Raw genomic sequence first — 19,112 nt, 5'->3', positions numbered from 1 at the left:
CTTCTTGGAGACACGCACCAGCTTCTTGTTGACGAACTCGTCCATCCCCCACGGACCGAGTTCGCGGCCGACGCCGGAGCGTTTGACGCCGCCGAACGGCAAACCGGGGAGCGTCGTGCCGTGCTCGTTGACGTACGCCATCCCGACGTCGAGCCGGTCGGCCACCTCGAGGGCCCCGTCGAGGTCGCTGCTCCACACCGACCCGCTGAGACCGTAGGCGGAGGAGTTGGCGAGTTCGACGGCCTCGTCGGCGGTGGCGACCTTGTAGACGACGCCGACCGGTCCGAACAGTTCCTCGCTGTATGCGCGCATCTCGGGGGTCACGTCGACGAGCAGCGTCGGTTCGACGTACGAGCCGGGACCGTCGATCTTCTTTCCGCCCGCGAGGAGCGTCGCGCCCTTGGCGACGGCGTCCTCGATCTGCTCGATCAGGGAATCCGCGGCGGTCTGCGAGGACAGCGGCCCAAGGACGGTCTTCGCGTCGAGCGGATCGCCCGTCGGTGTGGCCTTGAACGACTCGGCGAGTTTCGCGACGAACTCGTCGTAGTTCGGTTCCGTCACGATGAACCGCTTCGGCGAGTTGCAGGCCTGGCCGGCGTTGGACAGGCGAGCCCGGGTCGCCGTCTTGACGGTGGCGTCCATGTCGTCGGTGTCGAGGACGACGAACACGTCGGAACCGCCGAGTTCGAGGACGACCTTCTTGAGGTTGCGGCCCGCCGTCTCGGCGACGCTGATGCCGGCCCGTTCACTGCCGGTGAGGGAGACACCCTGGACTCGCGGGTCCGCGATCATGTCGGCGATCTGCTCGTTGGTGGCGAACACGTTGACGTACGCGTCCTCCGGGAGTCCGGCCTGCCGGAAGATCTCCTCCATCAGCAGCGCCGACTGCGGACAGTTCGGGGCGTGCTTGAGCAGCACGGTGTTGCCGAGCACGAGGTTCGGGGCCGCGAAGCGGGCGACCTGGTAGTACGGGTAGTTCCACGGCATTACGCCGACGAGCGCACCGATCGGCCTGCGGTAGACGACGGATTCGTCGGCGCCGGGCACGTCGAGTCGTTCCGCCTCCAGCAGTGCGGGGCCGTTGTCGGCGTAGTAGCGGTAGATCGCCGAGGACAGCTTGACCTCGCCTGTGGCCTCCCGGACGGGCTTGCCCATCTCGAGGGCGATCATCCGCGCGAGTTCGTCCGCGCGCTCGGCGTAGATGTCCGCGGTCCGGCCCAGAATCCGGGCTCGTTCCGCGGCGGGGGTCGTCCGCCAGCTCAGGTATCCGCTGTGGGCGCGTGCGAGCGCCGACTCCACTCCCGCATCGTCCAACGTCTCGAATTCCCGGACGGTGTCACCGGTCGCAGGATTGACTGTCTTGTACTTCGCCATACCCCGGGCAACGACGGGCCGGTCGCTCGAATTCCCCGCCTACGCCGAGCCGCCGGTCAGGCGGCACGGGTTTCGCGAAAGCCCTGACCGCCCGCGACCGCTGCGTAGTGGCCCAGCAATTCGTCGCAGATCGCGGGCCACGTGCGGTGCAGCACCGACTGCCGGGCGGCCTCCCCGAAACGAGCCCGCATGCGACGGTCCCGCAGCGCGTCGACGGCGCTCGGCAGCAGTTCGCCGAACCGGTCGACCGGGAGCAGATAGCCGTTGCGGCAGTGCGCGACCAGATCGCGGGGTCCACCGGCGTCCGGTCCGATCACCGGCACCCCGCTGGACAGTGCCTCCTGCACAGCCTGACAGAACGTCTCGTGCTCGCCGGGATGGACGAAGACGTCCAGGCTGGCGTAGGCCTCGGCGAGCTCCGCGCCGCCGAGCTGGCCGGTGAAGACCGCGGCGGGCATCAACCTCTGCAGGCGGCTCCGCTCGGGACCGTCGCCGACGATCACCAGCCGCACCCGCTGATCGCCCGCCAGCGCGGCGAGCCGCTCGACGTGCTTCTCGGGTGCGAGCCTGCCCACGAACCCGACGACCAGCCTGTCGGAGCCGCCCAGCCAGGAGTCCCGCAGTCCGGTGCTGCGGCGGGACGGCGCGAATCGAGTGGTCTCCACACCGCGTGCCCAGCGGTGAACCCTCGGAATCCGCTGCTCGGCCAATGCCTCGACCGCCGACGTGGACGGCGCGAGGGTACGCGTGCAGCCCCGGTGGATGCGACGGGTCCAGGCCCACGCCGCCCGGCTGGTGATGCCGAGGCCGTAACTTTCGGCGAACCCCGCCACGTCGGTCTGGTACACGGCGACCGTGGGGACGTCGAGCCGGTGCGCCGCACCGAGACCGCCCGCCCCGAGGAGGAACGGCGACGCCAGGTGCACGACATCGGGGTCGAACGACCGCAGCGCGGCGGTGAGCCCGGGCTGCGGCAGACCCACCGGGAGCGAACTGACCTTCGGCACCATCACCGCGGGCACCCGGTGGACGGGCACACCGTCGTGTTCGGTCGGCGCCGGTGCCTGCGAACCGACCGTGTCCGGGGCGACGACCATCGCCTGGTGTCCGGTGCGCTGCAGATGGTCGAGAACCCGCAGCACCGAGTTGGTCACACCGTTCATGTTGGGAAGAAACGATTCCGCGACGATGGCTACTCTCACGCGCTCAGCGTGGCAGTGCCCGTGGTCACAGCAGCGAGATCGACGTGACCGTCGCGCGAAGTTCCGGGAAATTCAGGATGACGTCGCCTGCGTGGATTCCGCCGAGATCTCCCGTCGCCGGAGATACCAGAGCACCGGTCCCGCGATCAGCCACGTCACCACGATCAGCGAACCGGCGGGGATCACGGCCACGCTGGCGTCGCGTCCGGACACGCGCACCAGGTCGGGGTCGCTGCGCGCGTACTCGACGTCGATTCGCTGACCGACCGTGAGGTTGGTCGGGTACAGCACCCCGAGTTCGGGGTTGTGCGTCACCCCGTCCGGGGTGACGAAGCTGATGGCCGACCGCAACGACCCCGCCGACAGCACCTCCGCCGTGGCCACGCCGCGGTCGGATTGGATGGTGTGGTCGTTGCGCCAGGCCGCGAGGACGAGGAGCACGGCCAGGATGGAAATGCCGATCGCCGCCACCAGCACCCCGCGCCGGACCCGCCGCGTCACCCGCGCATTCACAGTTGTGCCCGCACCGCGGCGTGCAGTTCGCGCAGCCCGGAACGTTCGGTGGTCACCTCGAGCACCCGGATTCCGCGGTCGCCGGGTGCGTCGGGTGTGCTCAGCCGCGTCGACAGCTCACCCAGACCCACCAGGTGATGCTCCACCCGGTAGGCGGCGCAGAGGGCGGCGAGATCCATCCCGTGCGGTGTACCGAAGACTCGCTCGAACACCCCGGCGTACTGCGGATCGCCCTGTTCGAGCAATTCGAAGATGCCGCCGCCGTCGTCGTTGGCGACGACGATCGTCAGGTCCCGGGGCCGCGGTTCGCCCGAGCCGATGAGCAGCCCGGACGCGTCGTGCAGGAACGTGAGGTCGCCGAGAAGGGCCACCGTGCGCCCCTCCTCGTAGGCGAGGGCCGCACCGACGGCAGCGGACACGGTGCCGTCGATGCCGGCAACGCCCCGGTTGGACAGCACCCGGACCTTCGGCGCCGGATAGCTGACCAGTGCGGCGTCCCGGACGGGGTTGGACGCGCCGAGCAGCAACTGGTCGCCATCGGTCAGGGCGTCCATGACGGCGGCCGCCACATGGAGGCCCGTCGCCTTCGGGTGGGCGGCGAGTTGCGCGCGCACCGCCTTGTCGGTGTGCTCCGACAGCGTGCGGCAGCGGTTGATCCAGGCCCGGTCGGGTTCACCGGTCACCACCGCGCGGGTTCCCGTGGCCAGCACGTTCCCGGACACGTCGGGCCAGCGGGGGCCGGTGGTGAGCGCATAGACGGCCACCGCCGGATCGGCGAGGACCTTCGACACGGACCGGTGCAGGGTGGGGCGTCCGGTGATGACGGCCTGCCGCGGCTTGAGCTGGGGCAGTGCCATCGGATGCACCGGGATGCCGTGCAGGGGTGCGGTCGGCTCTGCGACCGTCGGAAGTCCGGCGAGTTCCGGCCGCAGCGCCGATCCGTGCCCGGAGATCACGATGGTGTCCGGGGTGATGTCGAGGTCCATCGCCACGTCGAGCGTCGCGTGCTGGGTGGTGGTCCACGCCGCCCCGCCCGGCCGTCCCTGTGGAATGGGGCCCTGCGCGTGGACGTCGGGGACCAGCGGTTCCCGGAGTGGGATGTCGAAGTGCACGGGTCCGGCGTTGCCCGACCTCGTGCCGCGCGCGGCGGCGAGGACCCGGCAGACCGCCGACCGCCACTGACTGTTCTGCGCGGCGTCGTCCTCGGCCAGGCCGAGGCTGACGGTCGCGCGCACCTGGCTGCCGAACAGGCCGAGTTGCTCGATGGTCTGGTTGGCGCCGGTGCCGAGCATCTCGTACGGGCGGTTGGCGCTGAGCACCACGAGCGGCACCCGGGCGTAGTTGGCCTCGAGGACGGCGGGACCGAGATTGGCGACCGCGGTGCCGGACGTCATGACGATCGGGACGGGACGCTTGCCTGCCACGGCCAGGCCGAGGGCCAGGAATCCTGCGGTGCGCTCGTCGATGCGCATGTGCAGACGGAGCCGGCCCTCGAGGTCGGCGGCCTGCAGCGCGAACGCCAGCGGGGCATTCCGCGAACCCGGGCAGAGCACGACCTCGCGTACTCCCCCGCGGACCAGTTCGTCGACGACCGCGGTGGCTTGAGCAGTGGACGGGTTCACGCCATCAAGAGTGTCAGATACTCCGGCACCCTCGTCCGGCGACCTGGCCGGGTGAGTTCACGGCCACATCCCGGGCGCTGACACCATGTGGGCATGCGCACTCTCTTCGATCCCGCCGAGCTCCCTCCACGCCGCATCTACCAGGTGCTGACCGCCTCGGTCGTGCCGCGACCGATCGCGTGGGTGTCCACGGTCTCGGCGGACGGGGTGGCCAACCTGGCCCCGTACAGCTTCTTCTCGGTGTCCAGCACGCAGCCGCCGGTGGTGCAGTTCACGTCGGTGACCCGCAAGGACAGCCTCCGGAACATCGAGGCGACGGGTGAGTTCGTGATCAACCTGGCGACGGAGCCCCTGGTGACGGCCGTCAACGCCAGCTCCGCCACCTACGACAGCGACGTCGACGAGTTCGCCGCGCTCGGCATCGAGACCGAGCCCAGCGAGCGGGTCCGGCCGGTCCGGGTCGCGGGTTCGCCGGTCGCCATCGAATGCACCCTGCACGGGGTGACCCCGGTCGGTGACTCGTTCGTGGTGATGGGCGACGTCGTCACGATCGCGGTGCGTTCCGAGGCGCTCGCCGCCGACGGGCTGCCGGACTTCGCCGAACTCGCTCCGCTCAGCCGCCTCGGCCGTAACGAGTGGGGTCTGCCGCCGAAGGTCGTGATGCTGGACCGCCCGCACCGCCCCGAATAACCACTCAATTGGTTAGGCTTACCTGATAACCAGACCGCAACCGGGGGAGCTACCACCGACATGGCCCAGCGCAGCAAGTTCGTCAAACCTCAGAGTCGCCGGATCGCGTCCGCACGAGTGGTCGCAGGCAAGCAGATCAGCCCGAACTTCGTCCGCGTCACCATCGCGGGTGAGGAACTCGACTCCGTCAGCCCCATGGGCTTCGACCAGTGGTTCCGGATGTTCATCCCCCAGCAGGGACAGAGCACGCTGCGGCTTCCGACCAGTGCGAGCAACCTCTGGTACGCCCAGTACAAGCTGATGTCCAAGGACACCCGGCCGGTGGTGCGCAACTACACGGTCCGCGAACTCCGCGTCGCAGGGTCGGGAACGTTCGGCGACACCACCGAGATCGACATCGACTTCGCCTCGCACGGCGACCTCGGTCCCGCGTCGGCGTGGGCGAACGCGGCATCGGCCGGTGACGAGGTGGCGATCCTCGACGAGGGCCTGATCTACAACCCGACTCCGGACGCCGAGTGGCAACTGCTCGTCGGGGATGAGAGCGCGCTTCCCGCGATCGTCGGGATCCTGCGCTCGGCGCCGCAGGACCTGCGGGCCGAGGTGTTCGTCGAGATTCCCGATGCCGAAGACGCTCAGGACGTTTCGGTGGGTGACGGCGTGAACGTGCACTGGCTCGTCCGCGAGGACGCCGACGCCCGCCCGGGGGTGCTCGCACTGAACACGGTGAAGCAGGCGGAATTGCCCGCCGGGCCCTCCTACACGTTCGTCGCCGGCGAGAGCGAGCTGACGACGGCGCTGCGGCGCCACCTCGTGAACGAGCGCCGGATCCCGAAGTCGAACATCTCGTTCACCGGGTACTGGCGTTTCGGTCACGCGGCCAACTGACCACAGGTGAGTGGCAAAGAGTGCCGGGGCACGCTTTGCCACTCACCTGGGTTCTCAGTTGGCGTGCTTCTGGACGAGGGCGCCCAGACGCGGAAGTGCCTCGATCACATTCTTCTTCGCCGACGGGCGCAGCGACGAGTACACCTTCTTGACAGCGCCGCGGTTGCTGCCCTCGATGCGCTCGTCGGTCACGCCGAGCAGCGAGTCCGCGACCTCGTCGCTACGCGCGACCAGGTACTCGGAGAATCCGGCCTCACCGCTGGCGGTGAATGCCTGCCAGTACGGCTCGAGCTTGGTGACGAACGCCGGCAGCAGACCCTCGATGGCGTCCGGCACGATCGACGGTCCCACCTTCTTGACGGTGGCGTATCCACCCTTGAGTGCCAGTCCCGAGGCCCCCGACTTGTCCGAAACCTCCGCGTCGATGAGAGCCTGGACGTCTGCGACGACCGCAGGAACGCGCGACTCGTCGAGCAGGGTTTCGTTCAGAGCTGCAACCACTTTCAATGCCTCCGTATTGACTGAGCGATCAGGTCCGGCCAGACACTATACGAAATACCGGACGCCGCGTTGTTCGAGCAGGCCATGGCATCGGCGTGCCCGCTCGATCCACCAGCGCGAACGCTCCTCCGACGCGGCGAGTGCCGCGACACGGTTGACGTCGGGTGCCACCGCCTCGACGTCGAGTTCGCCGTCGACCGGTTCGCGGGAGCGGGCCACGTCCGCCTCGAACAGTCCCCCGGTACCGAGGCCGCACGCGAACTCCAATTCCGGGAGAGCCGCGGCGGCAGCGACACCGGCAGCGATGCCGACGGCGGTGTCCAGGGCGCTCGACACGACCACCGGCACACCGTGCGAGGCCAACTCGTCGGCGAGCGACAGCAGTCGCCGCATCCCGCCGAGCGGGGCGACCTTCACCACGGCCACGTCCGCGCCGCCTGCCCGCACGACCTTCAGCGGATCCTCGGCCCGCCGGATGCTCTCGTCGGCGGCCACCCGCACGTCGGGTATCCGCCTGCGGACCTCCACCAGCTCCGGCACACTCGCGCACGGCTGCTCGGCGTATTCGAGCGGACCGTCGGCGGTCAGTGCCCGCAGCGCCGCCTCGGCCTCGTCGACCGACCAGCCGCCGTTGGCGTCGACGCGCACGTTCGGGACGAGTGCCCGCACCGCCCGCACCCGCGCGACGTCGTCGTCGAGGGTCTGACCGTGTTCGGCCACTTTCACTTTCGCGGTCCGTGCGCCCGGGTACCGCGCGAGCACGTCGGGCACCCGGTCTGCGTCGACGGCGGGGACCGTCGCGTTGATCGGCACCCGCGTTCGCACGGCGGGCGGCGGCCCGAGCCAGGCGTCCTCGATCGCCGACTGCAGCCAGTGCGCCGCCTCGTCGTCCGCGTATTCGGGAAACGGTGCGAATTCGCCCCATCCCGCGGGCCCGCGCAGCAGCAATGCTTCTCGCGTCGTGATGCCGCGGAACCGCACGCGCATGGGCAGACTCACCACGACCGCGTCGGCCAAAACCTCCCCGACGGAGGGCAGGGACGTCACGGGTCAGGGCTGCCCGGGCAGGAGCACCAGCATGAGTGCCTCGCATTCGGCGAGCAGCGTCTCACCGTGCGTCAGCCGGGCGGTGATGTACGTCTTGCGCCCGTCGACGCGGTCCACTTTCCCTTCGATGGCGAGCGTGGTGTTCAGCGGTGTGATCGCGCGGTAGTCGACGTGCAGGTACGCCGTGCGGCTGATGGGCCGGCCGTACGCGTGGACGATCATGCCCATCAGGTCGTCGAACAGCAGCGGCAGCGTGCCGCCGTGCGCGGCGCCGTTCCCCCCGAGGTGGTAGCGGCGGAACATGCCGGTGCTCCGCACCCCGTCCGGCCCGAACTTCTCGATGTTCCACGGCGGCAGAAGGAGACTCCCCCTGCCGGGCAGTTCGATCGTGCGGCCCGCCGGCGACCGCCCCTCGGGCGCGACGTGCGGCCCGAGCAGTTCGGCCAGCTTCTCCACCTGGTCCGCGGCCGCGGCGAGCACGTCGTCCGGGGCGTTCACGGACACCGCGAGGTCCTGCAACGTGCGCATTCCGTCGACGAACCGGGCCCAGTCCGGGCCGGGCGTCACCGGCTCGTACTTGGGGAACCCGCCATGGTGCTCGTACTCGTCGTCGCCGTCGCGGTCGAGACGGGTGACGTCCGCAGCCTGTTCGCTCATACCTGCACGGTAAACCCGGGCAAACTGCTGCGCGCGCGGACACCCGCCAACGGCACCCGATAACCTCGGAGCCGTGACTTTCAACCCGCAGCACTGGCGACCGGTTCCCGGTTTCGAGAACCTGACCGACATCACCTACCACCGGCATGTCACCCAGGGAATCGTCCGGGTGGCGTTCGACCGTCCCGAAGTACGCAACGCCTTTCGCCCGCACACCGTCGACGAGTTGTACCGGGCGCTCGACCACGCCCGGATGACGTCCGACGTGGGTGCCGTGCTGCTCACCGGCAACGGCCCGAGCCCCAAGGACGAGGGCTGGGCGTTCTGCTCCGGCGGCGACCAGCGCATCCGCGGGCGCAGCGGATACCAATACGCGGAAGGCGAAACCGCGGACACCGTCGACAAGGCGCGCGCGGGACGACTCCACATCCTCGAGGTCCAGCGGCTGATCCGGTTCATGCCGAAGGTCGTCATCTGCCTCGTCAACGGCTGGGCCGCGGGCGGCGGTCACAGCCTGCACGTCGTGTGCGACCTGACGCTCGCCAGCCGCGAACACGCCCGGTTCAAGCAGACCGACGCCGACGTCGGCAGCTTCGACGGCGGATACGGCAGCGCCTACCTCGCCAAGATGGTCGGCCAGAAGTTCGCCCGCGAGATCTTCTTCCTCGGCGAGACGTACACCGCCGAGGAAATGCACCAGATGGGCGCCGTCAACAAGGTCGTCGACCACGCCGAACTCGAGGACGTCGCAATCGACTGGGCCACCAAGATCAACGGCAAGTCCCCGCAGGCGCAGCGCATGCTCAAGTACGCGTTCAACCTGCAGGACGACGGCCTCGTCGGGCAGCAACTGTTCGCCGGCGAGGCAACCCGCATGGCGTACATGACCGACGAGGCGGTCGAGGGCCGCGACTCCTTCCTCGAAAAGCGCGAACCCGACTGGAAGCCCTACCCCTGGTACTTCTGAGAGCCCATCTCTCTACGTGTACTCGACCGACATGCGGTCGATCGTGCCGTTGAACGGGAACGGTTTCCTGTCGTAGTAGTCCAGCGACACCGGGGAACCGAGGCAGGTGCCGACGTCGAGGCAGTCGTTGGCTGTGAACAGCAACGGCGCACTCACCGGCACCTGCCCCTCCCCGACGACACTGCCGTCGACGCAGAGCTTCACGTTCAGCGGGCCACCGGGCCTCGCCTCCACGAACTCCGTGACCACCTCCACCTTCCGGGTGCCCGGCGGAAGCGGCACGGTCGAACGAATCTTCGTCCGCATCAGGATGAACAGGTTGTACTCGTAACACAGATGGCCGTCGTCGACGAAGCACGTCAGCCCGCCCGCGTTGCTCCCCAGTGCGTACAGCACTCCGCTCGGGCTCTCCGGCGCAGTGAGGTCGAGGGTGACCCGGTTGTTCCTGTTGCCCAGCGCGGGCGCGCAGAATTCGGGCATGCGGATGGTGTCGCCGGAGAACTCCCAGCTCGTGTACGGCGTCGTGATCCGCTGCTCGGGGTGCAGTGCGACCACCCACAGCCCGCCACCGACGGGGAGCGCATTGTTCTTCGCCGCCTCGATCGCGAACAGTTCCCGCAGTTGCGCCAGCTTCTCCGGATGCTGCTCGGCGAGATCCCGGTTCTGAGTCCAGTCCTCGTCCAGGTTGTAGAGCTCCCACACGTCGTCGTCCGGGCTCCAGTCCCGGATGCCGCCCGGCATACCCGCCGCCCACGGTGCCCGCGGCCCGAACGCGGACGCCATCCAGCCGTCGTGGTAGATCGCCCGGCTGCCCATGATCTCGAAGTACTGGGTGAGCTTCCCACCCGGGGCATCGCGGTCGACGAGCGTCTGCGCGAAACCGGCGCCGTCGATCGGGTCCTGCGGAACACCGTTCACCGTCCGCGGCGGAGTGATCCCGACGATGTCGAACAGCGTCGGCATCACGTCGTTGCAGTGCAGGAAATGCGTGCGGGGTACCGGGTCCGGGGTCACCTTCGCAGGCCACCGGGCGACCATCGGGTTGCGGGTGCCACCGAGATGGGAGGCCAGCAGCTTCATCCCCTTGTACGGTGCGCTACCCGCCCACGCCCAGCCCGCGTGATACATGTTGTCGGTCTTCGGCGACCCCAGGACGTCGAGGCCACCGAGTTCCTCGAGCGCCGCGATGTGCTGCGCGGGCGTGGTCGGAATGCCGTTCTGCGCCAACAGTTCGCTGATCGTGCCGTTCTGGCCCTCACCGGACGAGCCGTTGTCGCCCCAGATGTACAAGATCAGGGTGTCGTCCCGGTACCCCAGGCGGTCCAGTTCGTCGAACAGCCTGCCCACCTGGACGTCACAGTGCTCGGCGTACCCGGCGGCCACCTCCATCAGCCTGCGCTGGAACGGTTTCTCGTCCTCCGGAATGTCGTCCCACGCCGCCATGGTCGGGTCGCGGTCGGTCAGCTCCGCCTCCGGGGGAATCCAGCCCTTCTCCTTCGCCCGCGTGAAGACCCGCTCCCGGTAGGCGTCCCAGCCGTCGTCGAACTTCCCGGCGTACTTGTCGGCCCACGGCTTCATGATGTGGTGCGGTCCGTGCAGGCAGCCGCTGGCCCAGTACATGAAGAACGGCTTGTCCGCCTCGAACGCCTTGTGCCTGCGCAGCCAGCCGATCGCGTCGTCCGCGAGATCCTCGCTGAGGTGGTAGCCCTCCTCCGGGGTCTTCGGGGGCAGCACCACCGTCGTGTTCCGCACCAGGTTCGGTTCGTACTGCGACGCCTCGCCGGCGAGGAAGCCGTAGAAGTACTCGAACCCGAGACCGGTCGGCCAGTTGTCGAACGGACCGGCGGCGGTGGTCTCCTCGGCGGGAGTGTTGTGCCATTTCCCGAATGCGGCGGTGCTGTACCCGTACTGACGCAGCACCTCGGACCCCGTCGCGCTCGACCGCGGGATGTGACCGGAGTAACCGTCCCAGTCGTTGGCCAGCTCAGCGATCTGCCCGTTCCCGACCCGATGGTGATTGCGGCCGGTCAGCAGCGACGCGCGGGTCGGTGAACACATTGCGGTCGTATGGAATCGGTTGTAGCCGACGCCGTCCTGCAGCATCGCGTCGAGTGTCGGGGTGTTCACCTCACCTCCGAGGCCGCTGGGCAGACCCGGTCCGGCGTCGTCGATGAGGACGATCAGAATGTTCGGGGCGTCGTCGGGAAGCCGCCGCTCCTTCGGACTCGGGCTGTAGACCGACTCCTGCATGGTCCGGCCCGCGATGCTTCCCGACGGCGTCGGCGGGAACGGCAACGCTTCGCCACCCGGTATCGGCTTCCCTGTCACGCTCGAACTCATGGCCCAATCCCCTCGTCGTCCACAGTTGCCAATCCAGTCCAGCACCGGGAGAACACGCGGGAGTAGACCCTCGGAGGGTGAATTACGCGCCCGGATTCGCCGCCACGGCAGGAGAGGGCGCGCGACGTCCCCGATTCGGGCACACTGACCCACATGAGCATCGACCGCGAGCTCCCCGCGCCGGAACATCGCCGTCCGCCCGGAGTGAGTGACGACACCGTCGCCGCACTCGGGAAGCTGTCCGAGGCCCTCGAAACGGTCGAACGCGCCCGCGGCCACCTGTACTCGTTCCATCAGCTGATCGGCCACGCCGACCTCCAGCTCGGTGAGGCCGTCGACGCACTGCGGGACGCCGGCCACGCCGACGTCGCGGACCGGGTGCAGTCCGAACTGGTCGGCCGCAACGTCGTCGAGGGCCGGTGGACGTTCCAGATCGTCGAGGAGTTCGACGACCAGTACTGGTCACCGCTGCGCGAGCACGAACGTGGCGCACGTCACGAACTCGCGGACGGACGGCGGCACCTGTACGAAGCCGAGATGAAGGAAGATCGACGCACACACGGCCGGACGGGACACGAAGCCCGGCCCGGCGAAGGAGGGTGACGGGTGGAAATCCTCAGCAGCAGGACGATTCTGCGGCCGCGCGACTACGCGACGACACTGAGCTTCTACCGCGACATCCTCGGGCTGGCCATCGCCCGCGAATACCCCGGCGGCACCGTGTTCTTCGCCGGTCAGGGCCTGATCGAGGTTGCCGCGCACGGCGGAACGGGCGAGTCGACGTCCTTCGACGGCGCCCTCTGGCTGCAGGTTCGCGACCTCACCGCAGTCCAGACCGAGCTGGTCCTCGCCGGGGTGAAGATCGACCGCGAGGCCCGGCAGGAACCGTGGGGACTGTTCGAGATGTGGATCGCGGACCCCGACGGCATCCCGATCGTGCTCGTGCAGATCCCGGAAGATCACCCCATCCGCCGCGACTCCCGTCCGAAGGGTGAGAACTGACGGAAGGCCATACGCAGGAGTGATCCTGTACACCTGACATCAGCTGTACTTTTTCGGTTGAAATCCGCACAATCTGGGTGTGACCGCAGAGCTCGTAGTTCTCCTGGTGGTAGTTGTCACCGCCCTCGCTTTCGATTTCACGAACGGCTTTCACGACACCGGCAATGCAATGGCCACCTCGATCGCGACGGGAGCTCTGCGCCCCAAGGTCGCTGTCGCGCTGTCCGCATCGTTGAATCTCGTCGGCGCGTTCCTGTCCGTGGAGGTTGCGGCGACAGTCGCCAAGGGCGTGGTGAACCTGGGAGAAGTGGGCGGTGAGGATCTGCTGCTCATCGTGTTCGCGGGCCTGGTCGGCGGCATCATCTGGAATCTGGCGACGTGGCTGCTCGGCCTGCCGTCGAGCTCTTCGCACGCACTGTTCGGCGGTCTGATCGGTGCGGCCATCGCATCCATCGGCATGAGCGGCGTCGAGTGGGGCGGGGTGCTCAGCAAGGTCGTCGTTCCCGCCGTCCTCGCCCCCGTCGTCGCGGCTCTCGTCGCCACCGCGGGCACCAAGCTGGTCTACCGGATCACGTCGGGCGTGCCGGAGGGCACCAAGGAGCACGGGTTCCGCATCGGCCAGATCGGGTCCGCTTCCCTCGTGTCGCTGGCCCACGGAACCAACGACGCCCAGAAGACGATGGGCGTGATCTTCCTCGCACTGGTCGCGCACGGAAGCCTGTCCGCCGACGACGAGATGCCGTTCTGGGTGAAGCTCAGTTGCGCGATCGCCATCGCCCTCGGCACGTACCTCGGCGGCTGGCGCATCATCCGCACCCTCGGCAAGGGACTCGTGGAGATCGCCGCTCCCCAGGGCATGGCCGCGGAGTCCTCGTCCGCCGCCATCATCCTCACGTCCAGCCACCTCGGGCTGCCGCTGTCCACCACACACGTCGCGACCGGATCCATCCTCGGCACCGGACTCGGACGCAAGGGCGCCGAGGTTCGCTGGGGCATCGCCGGACGCATGGCCGTCGCATGGCTGGTCACGCTGCCGTCGGCAGCGATCGTCGGCGCCGTGTGCTGGGTCATCGCCCACCTGATCGGCGGTCTGCCAGGCGTTCTGGTCGTGTTCGCCGCCCTGATCCTGCTCGCCGGGTTCATGTACCTGCGCTCCCGCCTGCAACCGGTGACGTCCGGCAACGTGAACGCCGAGTGGGAGTCGGGCGAGGCCCACGCTTCGGCCGAACCCACCGAACCGGAAGTGGCCGAGACCGCGGACTCCGCCGGTCCCGCCGCGAACCGCTGAGGGGGCTCCCATGACACTGCTCACCACCACCGTTCAGTCGCTCTGGCAGGTCGTCCTCGTCGGTCTGCTGTTCGGCGCCGGCCTGCCCGCGATCTTCGCGCTCGGACTGCGGTCGCTCGGCGGCGCGGACACCGCCGAGGGCACCTCGCAGCCGACCGTCGCAGCCCGGATCGGCGCCTATGCCTGCTTCGCCGTGGTGCTGATCGCGATCATCACTGGGATACTTCTGTTGATGAAGGACTTCCTGGCCAGCAGCTTCGGTATCCACATCTTCTGAGCGGCGACCCCGAGTCCCCGTTCCATCGACGAAAGAGGCCGAACGCGTGCCCAAGTATTCACTCAGCTCCGTGCTCGACTGGCTACGCGCCGGGTATCCCGAGGGAATCCCGGCGAAGGACCATTTCGCGTTGCTGGCCGTGCTGCGTCGCCGTCTCACCGACGAGGAGATCGAACAGGTCGTCGCGCTGTCGATCGAAACCGCCCACGAGACGCCGCAACGCCACGTCGACTACGACAACATCCGACGCCTCATCAGCGAGATCACCCACGAGGAACCGTCCGAGGAAGACGTTGCCCGGGTGACGGAGAACCTCGAGGCCGGGGGCTGGCCGGTCGGTACCGACGCCGACAGCGGCGACGACGCCGGCGACACGGAAGAAACCCGCGACGCAGGCTAGCCATGAGCCTTCCACCGTTTCTCTCCTCCATCATCGGCTGGCTGCGTGCCGGCTACCCGAACGGCGTGCCCGAGCAGGACTACATTCCGTTGTTCGCGCTGCTCACCCGCCGCCTGTCGGAAGACGAGGTGGACGCCGTCGCCGACGCCCTCGTCGAGGAGGGCGACCTGCCCATCGAGAAGACCGACATCCAGGTGCTCATCACCAAGGTCACCGACGAGTTGCCGCTGGAATCGGACGTCGACCGGGTGCGCAGCAACCTCGCTGCGGGCGGCTGGCCGCTTGCCGGGCCGGCCCAATGATGCGCTGGCCGCTTGCCGGGCCGGCCCAGTGAGCGAATTGCGGGTCCTGCCCGTCCCACCTGGTGCCGGGGTTGTCGGCATCCTGCCGCAACTGTCCTCGATCCTCGACGGGACCGCGCCCGCCGCGCTTCCCGTGCCCGCCGCGGACGAGCGGGAGACCCGGCGGCTGACGGACGCACTGCGGCCCGGGGACCCGATCGACGACGGTGTCGCACTCGTGGTCGCGACGTCCGGGACGACGGGCGTGCCGAAGGGGGCGATGCTGTCCGCCGCTGCCCTCCGTGCCAGCGGTGAGGCGACACATGCGCGGCTCGGCGGTCCGGGTTCCTGGCTGCTCGCCCTTCCCGCCCACCACATCGCAGGCATGCAGGTGTTGCTGCGCAGCGTCCTCGCGGGCTCCGACCCGGTGGTGATCGACGTGTCCGAAGGCTTCGACCCCGCTGTGCTGCCCGCCGCCGTCGAATCGATGCCCGGACCCCGCCGCTACACCTCGCTCGTCCCGACCCAGCTGGTCAAGGCCCTCGACCACCCCGAAGCCGTGACGTCGCTGGCCGCGCTCGACGCCGTCCTCCTCGGTGGAGCCGCCACCCCCGCGCCGGTTCTGCGACGCGCCGTCGACGCCGGGATCACGGTTGTCCGTACGTATGGAATGAGCGAGACGTGCGGTGGATGCGTGTACGACGGGGTGCCCCTCGACGGCACCCACGTGCGCATCGACGGTGACGGCCGCGTCCTCCTCGGCGGCCCCATGCTCGCGTCCGGGTACCGCGGACTCCCCGGCCATCCCGCGTTCTCGGAACCCGGCTGGTTCCGCACCGACGACGCCGGCACCGTCACCGACGGCGTCCTCGCCATCTCCGGCCGACTCGACGAAGCCATCTCCACCGGCGGACTCACCGTCGTCCCGCAGGTGGTCGAGGCCGCCCTCGTCGCCCACCCCGCCGTCCGGGAATGCGCGGTGATCGGACTCCCCGACGAACGGCTGGGACGCCGCGTCGCGGCCGTCGTCGTCGCCGAACCCGGCACCGCACCGACACTCGCCGAACTTCGCACCTTCGTCGAACGCACCCTCGACTCCACCGCCGCCCCCCGCGAACTCCACCTCGTCGACGTCCTCCCCCTCCGCGGTCCCGGCAAGGTCGACCGGCGCGCGCTGGAGGCGCGGTTCGGCTAGCGGGTTGCCGTTCGCGGAGGGTTTAGCCAAACGCGCCCGCAATTTCCGCGCGTCTGGCAAATAGCCCCGCGGATGGTGTTGTCCACAGGCTGCGCTCCATCCACAGGCTCCGGATAAGCCCAGGTGAGCCGACTGGTCACGACTGCGGTGTGGGGCACGATGTTCGGCATGACCGACGACGTGGTATTCCGACGAAAGGCCTTGGCCGACGGCGTGACCGACTCCGAGATCCGGCATGCGCGTGATTCCGGGCGCCTTGTGCGGATCGCGGCGGGTGCATACGTCTCTGATGAGCACTTCGCCGGACTCGACGGGCCGGCGCTACACCGCCTCCGCATTGCGGCGGCGGTTCAGTCGCGCCCGCCAGGCGTCGTGGTGAGCCACACCTCCGCGGCGCTGTTGCACGGCATGGATCTCGGGGACATGTCGCTGGAACGGGTGCACCTGACGAGGAATCACGCGTCCGGCGACGGTCGCACTGCGGGGGTACACGTCCACGCCACACCGTTCGACGCCACCGATGTCGTCACGGTCGGCGGGCTGGCCGTCACCTCACCCGCACGAACTGTGGTGGATACGGCACGCATTTCAACCTTCGACCAGGCTGTCGTCGCCGGCGATTCGGCCCTGCACCGTCGACTCGTCACGCTCCATGAAATTCTGGCCGAGGTCGGCCGGGCCGGATCTCGTAAAGGCATTGCACAAGCGCGGCGGGCAGCGGGCTTTCTCGACGGTCGCAGTGAGAGCCCGGGAGAATCGCTGAGCCGCATCCGCCTCCACCAGCACGACCTGCCGTCGCCCGAACTCCAGCATGTGCTCCACGACAGCACCGGCAAGTTCCTCGGCCGTGTCGATTTCTTCTGGACTGGATGCGGTGTAGTCGGGGAGTTCGACGGCATGGGGAAGTACGGCGCCGACGGTGGCGAAGCTGCCACCGCCGTGCAGGACAGCAGCCCTCGTCAGCCCGTGCAAGAGTCGTGCAAGCCCGCTGCAAGTGGGGGGCTGCATCGTCTACGGCATGAACCTCACTGCAACTCCCCCAGCCATCGAGGCCGACGGGCTCGTGAAGCTCTTCGGCCGTCAGCGCGCCGTGGACGGCGTGAGCCTGTCCGTGCCGACGGGGTCGGTGTACGGAGTGCTCGGCCCGAACGGCGCAGGCAAGACCACCACGGTGCGGATGCTTGCGACGCTGTTGCGCCCGGACGGCGGCGAGGCCCGGATCTTCGGCCACGACGTGGTGCGCGAACCGAACGCGGTGCGCTCGCTGGTCGGTGTCACGGGCCAGTACGCGTCGGTCGACGAGGACCTGTCGGCGGTCGAGAATCTGGTGATCTTCGCCCGGCTGCTCGGACTGAGCCGGGGCGACGCCCGCCGCAAGTGCACGGAACTGCTCGAGGAGTTCGACCTCACCGAGGCGGCGACGAAGCCGCTGAAGAATTTCTCGGGCGGCATGCGACGTCGTCTGGACCTGGCGGCCAGCCTGATCGCCCATCCGCCGCTGTTGTTCCTCGACGAGCCGACGACGGGCCTGGACCCTCGGACGCGTGCCCAGATGTGGGATACCATCCGCCGGCTGGTCGCGGACGGGTCGACGGTGCTGCTCACCACGCAATACCTCGACGAGGCGGACCAGCTGGCGGATCGGATCGCCGTCATCGACCGCGGGAAGGTGATCGCTGACGGCACGGCCGACGAACTGAAGGCGTCCGTCGGCGTCTCGTCGCTGCAGCTGACCCTCGCCGATCGCGGCCAGATCGACGACGCGCGTTCGGTGATCGCACACACCCTCGGCGTGGAGGTGGCGATCACGCCGGAGATCGGCCGCCTCACCGCACCGATGACCGACCCGTCGCTGACCGTGGAACTCCTGATCCGGTTGCGCGACCACGGGATCGCCGTCGACGAGATCACCGTCCAGAAGCCGAGTCTCGACGAGGTCTTCCTCACCATCACCGGCCACGGCGCAGAAGACACTGCCGCCGACGCCGATACCGAACGGAGCGTCGCATGACCACCACCCTCGAATCCCGCGCACATGCGGGCCCGCAACCGATTCCGGAGGCCCGGAACCGGATCAGCCTCGAGCAGTCCGTCGCCAATACACTCACGATGGCGTACCGGGGACTGCTCAAGATCAAGCACAACCCGGAGCAACTGTTCGACGTCGTCGTCCAGCCGATCATCTTCACGCTGATGTTCACGTACATCTTCGGTGGCGCCATCTCCGGCGACGTGTCGTCGTATCTGCCGATCATCATCCCGGGCATCCTGGTCCAGACGGTGATCACCACGTCGATCGTGACGGGCACCCAGTTGCGGGAAGACATGGACAAGGGCGTCTTCGACCGATTCAAGTCGCTGCCGATCGCCCGCATCGCGCCGCTGTCCGGCGCCCTCCTCGCGGACGTCGTGCGGTACGGCATCGCCACGACCATCACGTTCACCGTCGGTATCGCGATGGGGTACCGGCCGGGCGGCGGAGTCGTCGGGGTGGTGTCGGCCGGTGTGCTCGTCGTCGTCTGCGCCTTCTCGATCAGCTGGATCTTCGCGCTGATGGGCGTCCTGATGAGCAAAGCGTCCTCGGTGCAGGGCATTTCGATGCTGATCCTGTTCCCGTTGACGTTCATGTCCAACGCGTTCGTGCCTGCCGACACGATGCCGGGCTGGATGCAGGCGTTCGTGAACGTCAACCCCGTGTCGCACGTCGTGACCGCGGTGCGTGAACTCGTCAACGACGGCCACTTCGGTGTCCACGTCGTGTGGTCGCTGCTCGGCGCCGCCGTGATCGTCGCGATCATGGCGCCCCTGACGGTCCGGACCTACATGCGTAAGGCCTGACACCTCGAGAACGAGCGAGCCGGTGGACGC

Annotated in this window: 21 protein-coding genes; 12 read left to right on the top strand and 9 right to left on the bottom strand. The window is 68.6% G+C overall.

The genetic code is table 11. The annotated features are described in order from the left end of the window. From ACFTZB_RS26990 to menD, 4 genes are all read right to left on the bottom strand, one after another. The coding region (locus ACFTZB_RS26990; RefSeq protein ID WP_378435829.1) for an NAD-dependent succinate-semialdehyde dehydrogenase at positions 1-1,374 on the bottom strand (1,374 nt) is incomplete at its 3' end. Between the two features lie 56 nt (positions 1,375-1,430). After that, positions 1,431-2,576: a glycosyltransferase family 4 protein gene (locus tag ACFTZB_RS26985; protein ID WP_378435826.1), complete on the bottom strand. Its 1,146-nt coding sequence runs from the start codon at positions 2,574-2,576 to the stop codon at positions 1,431-1,433. A 72-nt stretch (positions 2,577-2,648) separates the two neighbouring features. Then, positions 2,649-3,089: a DUF3592 domain-containing protein gene (locus ACFTZB_RS26980; RefSeq protein WP_378435824.1), complete on the bottom strand. Its 441-nt coding sequence runs from the start codon at positions 3,087-3,089 to the stop codon at positions 2,649-2,651. Beyond that, the gene (gene menD, locus ACFTZB_RS26975; protein WP_378435822.1) at positions 3,086-4,711 is read right to left on the bottom strand and encodes a 2-succinyl-5-enolpyruvyl-6-hydroxy-3-cyclohexene-1-carboxylic-acid synthase; all 1,626 of its coding nucleotides are present in this window, start codon (positions 4,709-4,711) and stop codon (positions 3,086-3,088) included. Before menD ends, ACFTZB_RS26980 begins: the two co-directional genes overlap by 4 nt. A gap of 93 nt (positions 4,712-4,804) precedes the next feature. On the opposite strand from menD, the gene ACFTZB_RS26970 reads away from it, so the two are divergent. Both ACFTZB_RS26970 and ACFTZB_RS26965 read left to right on the top strand, forming a co-directional pair. Continuing rightward, complete coding sequence (locus ACFTZB_RS26970; protein ID WP_378435820.1) at positions 4,805-5,401, top strand: flavin reductase family protein; 597 nt, start codon at positions 4,805-4,807, stop codon at positions 5,399-5,401. A gap of 60 nt (positions 5,402-5,461) precedes the next feature. Further along, positions 5,462-6,289 carry a siderophore-interacting protein gene (locus ACFTZB_RS26965; RefSeq protein ID WP_378435818.1) on the top strand — a complete coding sequence of 276 codons (828 nt, stop codon included), beginning with the start codon at positions 5,462-5,464 and terminating at the stop codon, positions 6,287-6,289. 54 nt (positions 6,290-6,343) lie between these two features. Here ACFTZB_RS26965 and ACFTZB_RS26960 read toward each other — a convergent pair whose 3' ends face one another. From ACFTZB_RS26960 to ACFTZB_RS26950, 3 genes are read right to left on the bottom strand one after another with little or no spacing between them, the layout of a single operon-like run. Next, positions 6,344-6,790 (bottom strand): DUF6918 family protein, encoded by a 447-nt coding sequence (locus tag ACFTZB_RS26960; RefSeq protein ID WP_378435816.1) that lies wholly within the window; start codon positions 6,788-6,790, stop codon positions 6,344-6,346. Between the two features lie 45 nt (positions 6,791-6,835). Further along, the gene (locus tag ACFTZB_RS26955) at positions 6,836-7,837 is read right to left on the bottom strand and encodes an o-succinylbenzoate synthase (protein ID WP_378435814.1); all 1,002 of its coding nucleotides are present in this window, start codon (positions 7,835-7,837) and stop codon (positions 6,836-6,838) included. A 3-nt stretch (positions 7,838-7,840) separates the two neighbouring features. After that, positions 7,841-8,494 (bottom strand): PaaI family thioesterase, encoded by a 654-nt coding sequence (locus ACFTZB_RS26950; protein WP_378435812.1) that lies wholly within the window; start codon positions 8,492-8,494, stop codon positions 7,841-7,843. 73 nt (positions 8,495-8,567) lie between these two features. On the opposite strand from ACFTZB_RS26950, the gene ACFTZB_RS26945 reads away from it, so the two are divergent. Beyond that, the gene (locus ACFTZB_RS26945) at positions 8,568-9,461 is read left to right on the top strand and encodes a 1,4-dihydroxy-2-naphthoyl-CoA synthase (RefSeq protein ID WP_072939980.1); all 894 of its coding nucleotides are present in this window, start codon (positions 8,568-8,570) and stop codon (positions 9,459-9,461) included. A gap of 12 nt (positions 9,462-9,473) precedes the next feature. Here ACFTZB_RS26945 and ACFTZB_RS26940 read toward each other — a convergent pair whose 3' ends face one another. Continuing rightward, positions 9,474-11,801 carry an arylsulfatase gene (locus ACFTZB_RS26940; protein WP_378435809.1) on the bottom strand — a complete coding sequence of 776 codons (2,328 nt, stop codon included), beginning with the start codon at positions 11,799-11,801 and terminating at the stop codon, positions 9,474-9,476. 153 nt (positions 11,802-11,954) lie between these two features. On the opposite strand from ACFTZB_RS26940, the gene ACFTZB_RS26935 reads away from it, so the two are divergent. The 7 genes from ACFTZB_RS26935 (at position 11,955) to menE (ending at position 16,244) form a co-directional block, all read left to right on the top strand. After that, positions 11,955-12,404, top strand: coding sequence for a hypothetical protein (locus ACFTZB_RS26935; protein WP_378435807.1), 450 nt, complete (start codon positions 11,955-11,957; stop codon positions 12,402-12,404). Positions 12,405-12,407: 3 nt separating this feature from the next. Further along, the gene (locus ACFTZB_RS26930) at positions 12,408-12,803 is read left to right on the top strand and encodes a VOC family protein (RefSeq protein ID WP_378435805.1); all 396 of its coding nucleotides are present in this window, start codon (positions 12,408-12,410) and stop codon (positions 12,801-12,803) included. A gap of 79 nt (positions 12,804-12,882) precedes the next feature. Next, positions 12,883-14,091 (top strand): anion permease, encoded by a 1,209-nt coding sequence (locus ACFTZB_RS26925; protein ID WP_378435803.1) that lies wholly within the window; start codon positions 12,883-12,885, stop codon positions 14,089-14,091. 10 nt (positions 14,092-14,101) lie between these two features. Further along, a complete protein-coding gene (locus ACFTZB_RS26920) occupies positions 14,102-14,368 on the top strand; it encodes a hypothetical protein (RefSeq protein WP_124395088.1) in 267 nt (88 codons plus the stop codon). A 46-nt stretch (positions 14,369-14,414) separates the two neighbouring features. After that, positions 14,415-14,768, top strand: coding sequence for a DUF3349 domain-containing protein (locus ACFTZB_RS26915; RefSeq protein WP_378435801.1), 354 nt, complete (start codon positions 14,415-14,417; stop codon positions 14,766-14,768). 2 nt (positions 14,769-14,770) lie between these two features. Further along, positions 14,771-15,070 (top strand): DUF3349 domain-containing protein, encoded by a 300-nt coding sequence (locus tag ACFTZB_RS26910; RefSeq protein ID WP_005252058.1) that lies wholly within the window; start codon positions 14,771-14,773, stop codon positions 15,068-15,070. A 28-nt stretch (positions 15,071-15,098) separates the two neighbouring features. Beyond that, on the top strand, positions 15,099-16,244 hold the full coding sequence (menE, locus tag ACFTZB_RS26905) for an o-succinylbenzoate--CoA ligase (RefSeq protein WP_378435799.1): 1,146 nt from the start codon (positions 15,099-15,101) through the stop codon (positions 16,242-16,244). Positions 16,245-16,832: 588 nt separating this feature from the next. Here the strand turns inward: menE and ACFTZB_RS26900 are convergent. Then, positions 16,833-17,252 (bottom strand): hypothetical protein, encoded by a 420-nt coding sequence (locus tag ACFTZB_RS26900; protein ID WP_378435797.1) that lies wholly within the window; start codon positions 17,250-17,252, stop codon positions 16,833-16,835. 10 nt (positions 17,253-17,262) lie between these two features. Here ACFTZB_RS26900 and ACFTZB_RS26895 point away from each other — a divergent pair, with 10 nt between their 5' ends. Both ACFTZB_RS26895 and ACFTZB_RS26890 read left to right on the top strand, forming a co-directional pair. Further along, positions 17,263-18,255, top strand: coding sequence for an ATP-binding cassette domain-containing protein (locus tag ACFTZB_RS26895; protein WP_378435795.1), 993 nt, complete (start codon positions 17,263-17,265; stop codon positions 18,253-18,255). Beyond that, complete coding sequence (locus ACFTZB_RS26890; protein WP_206010062.1) at positions 18,252-19,082, top strand: ABC transporter permease; 831 nt, start codon at positions 18,252-18,254, stop codon at positions 19,080-19,082. The genes ACFTZB_RS26895 and ACFTZB_RS26890 overlap by 4 nt, the downstream gene beginning before the upstream one ends. Positions 19,083-19,112 lie beyond the last annotated feature (30 nt).

Origin of the sequence: Rhodococcus sp. NPDC057014, assembly GCF_042673295.1 — a bacterium.
Classification (GTDB): domain Bacteria; phylum Actinomycetota; class Actinomycetes; order Mycobacteriales; family Mycobacteriaceae; genus Rhodococcus_F.
This window is presented reverse-complemented; position numbering and strand designations above follow the sequence as displayed.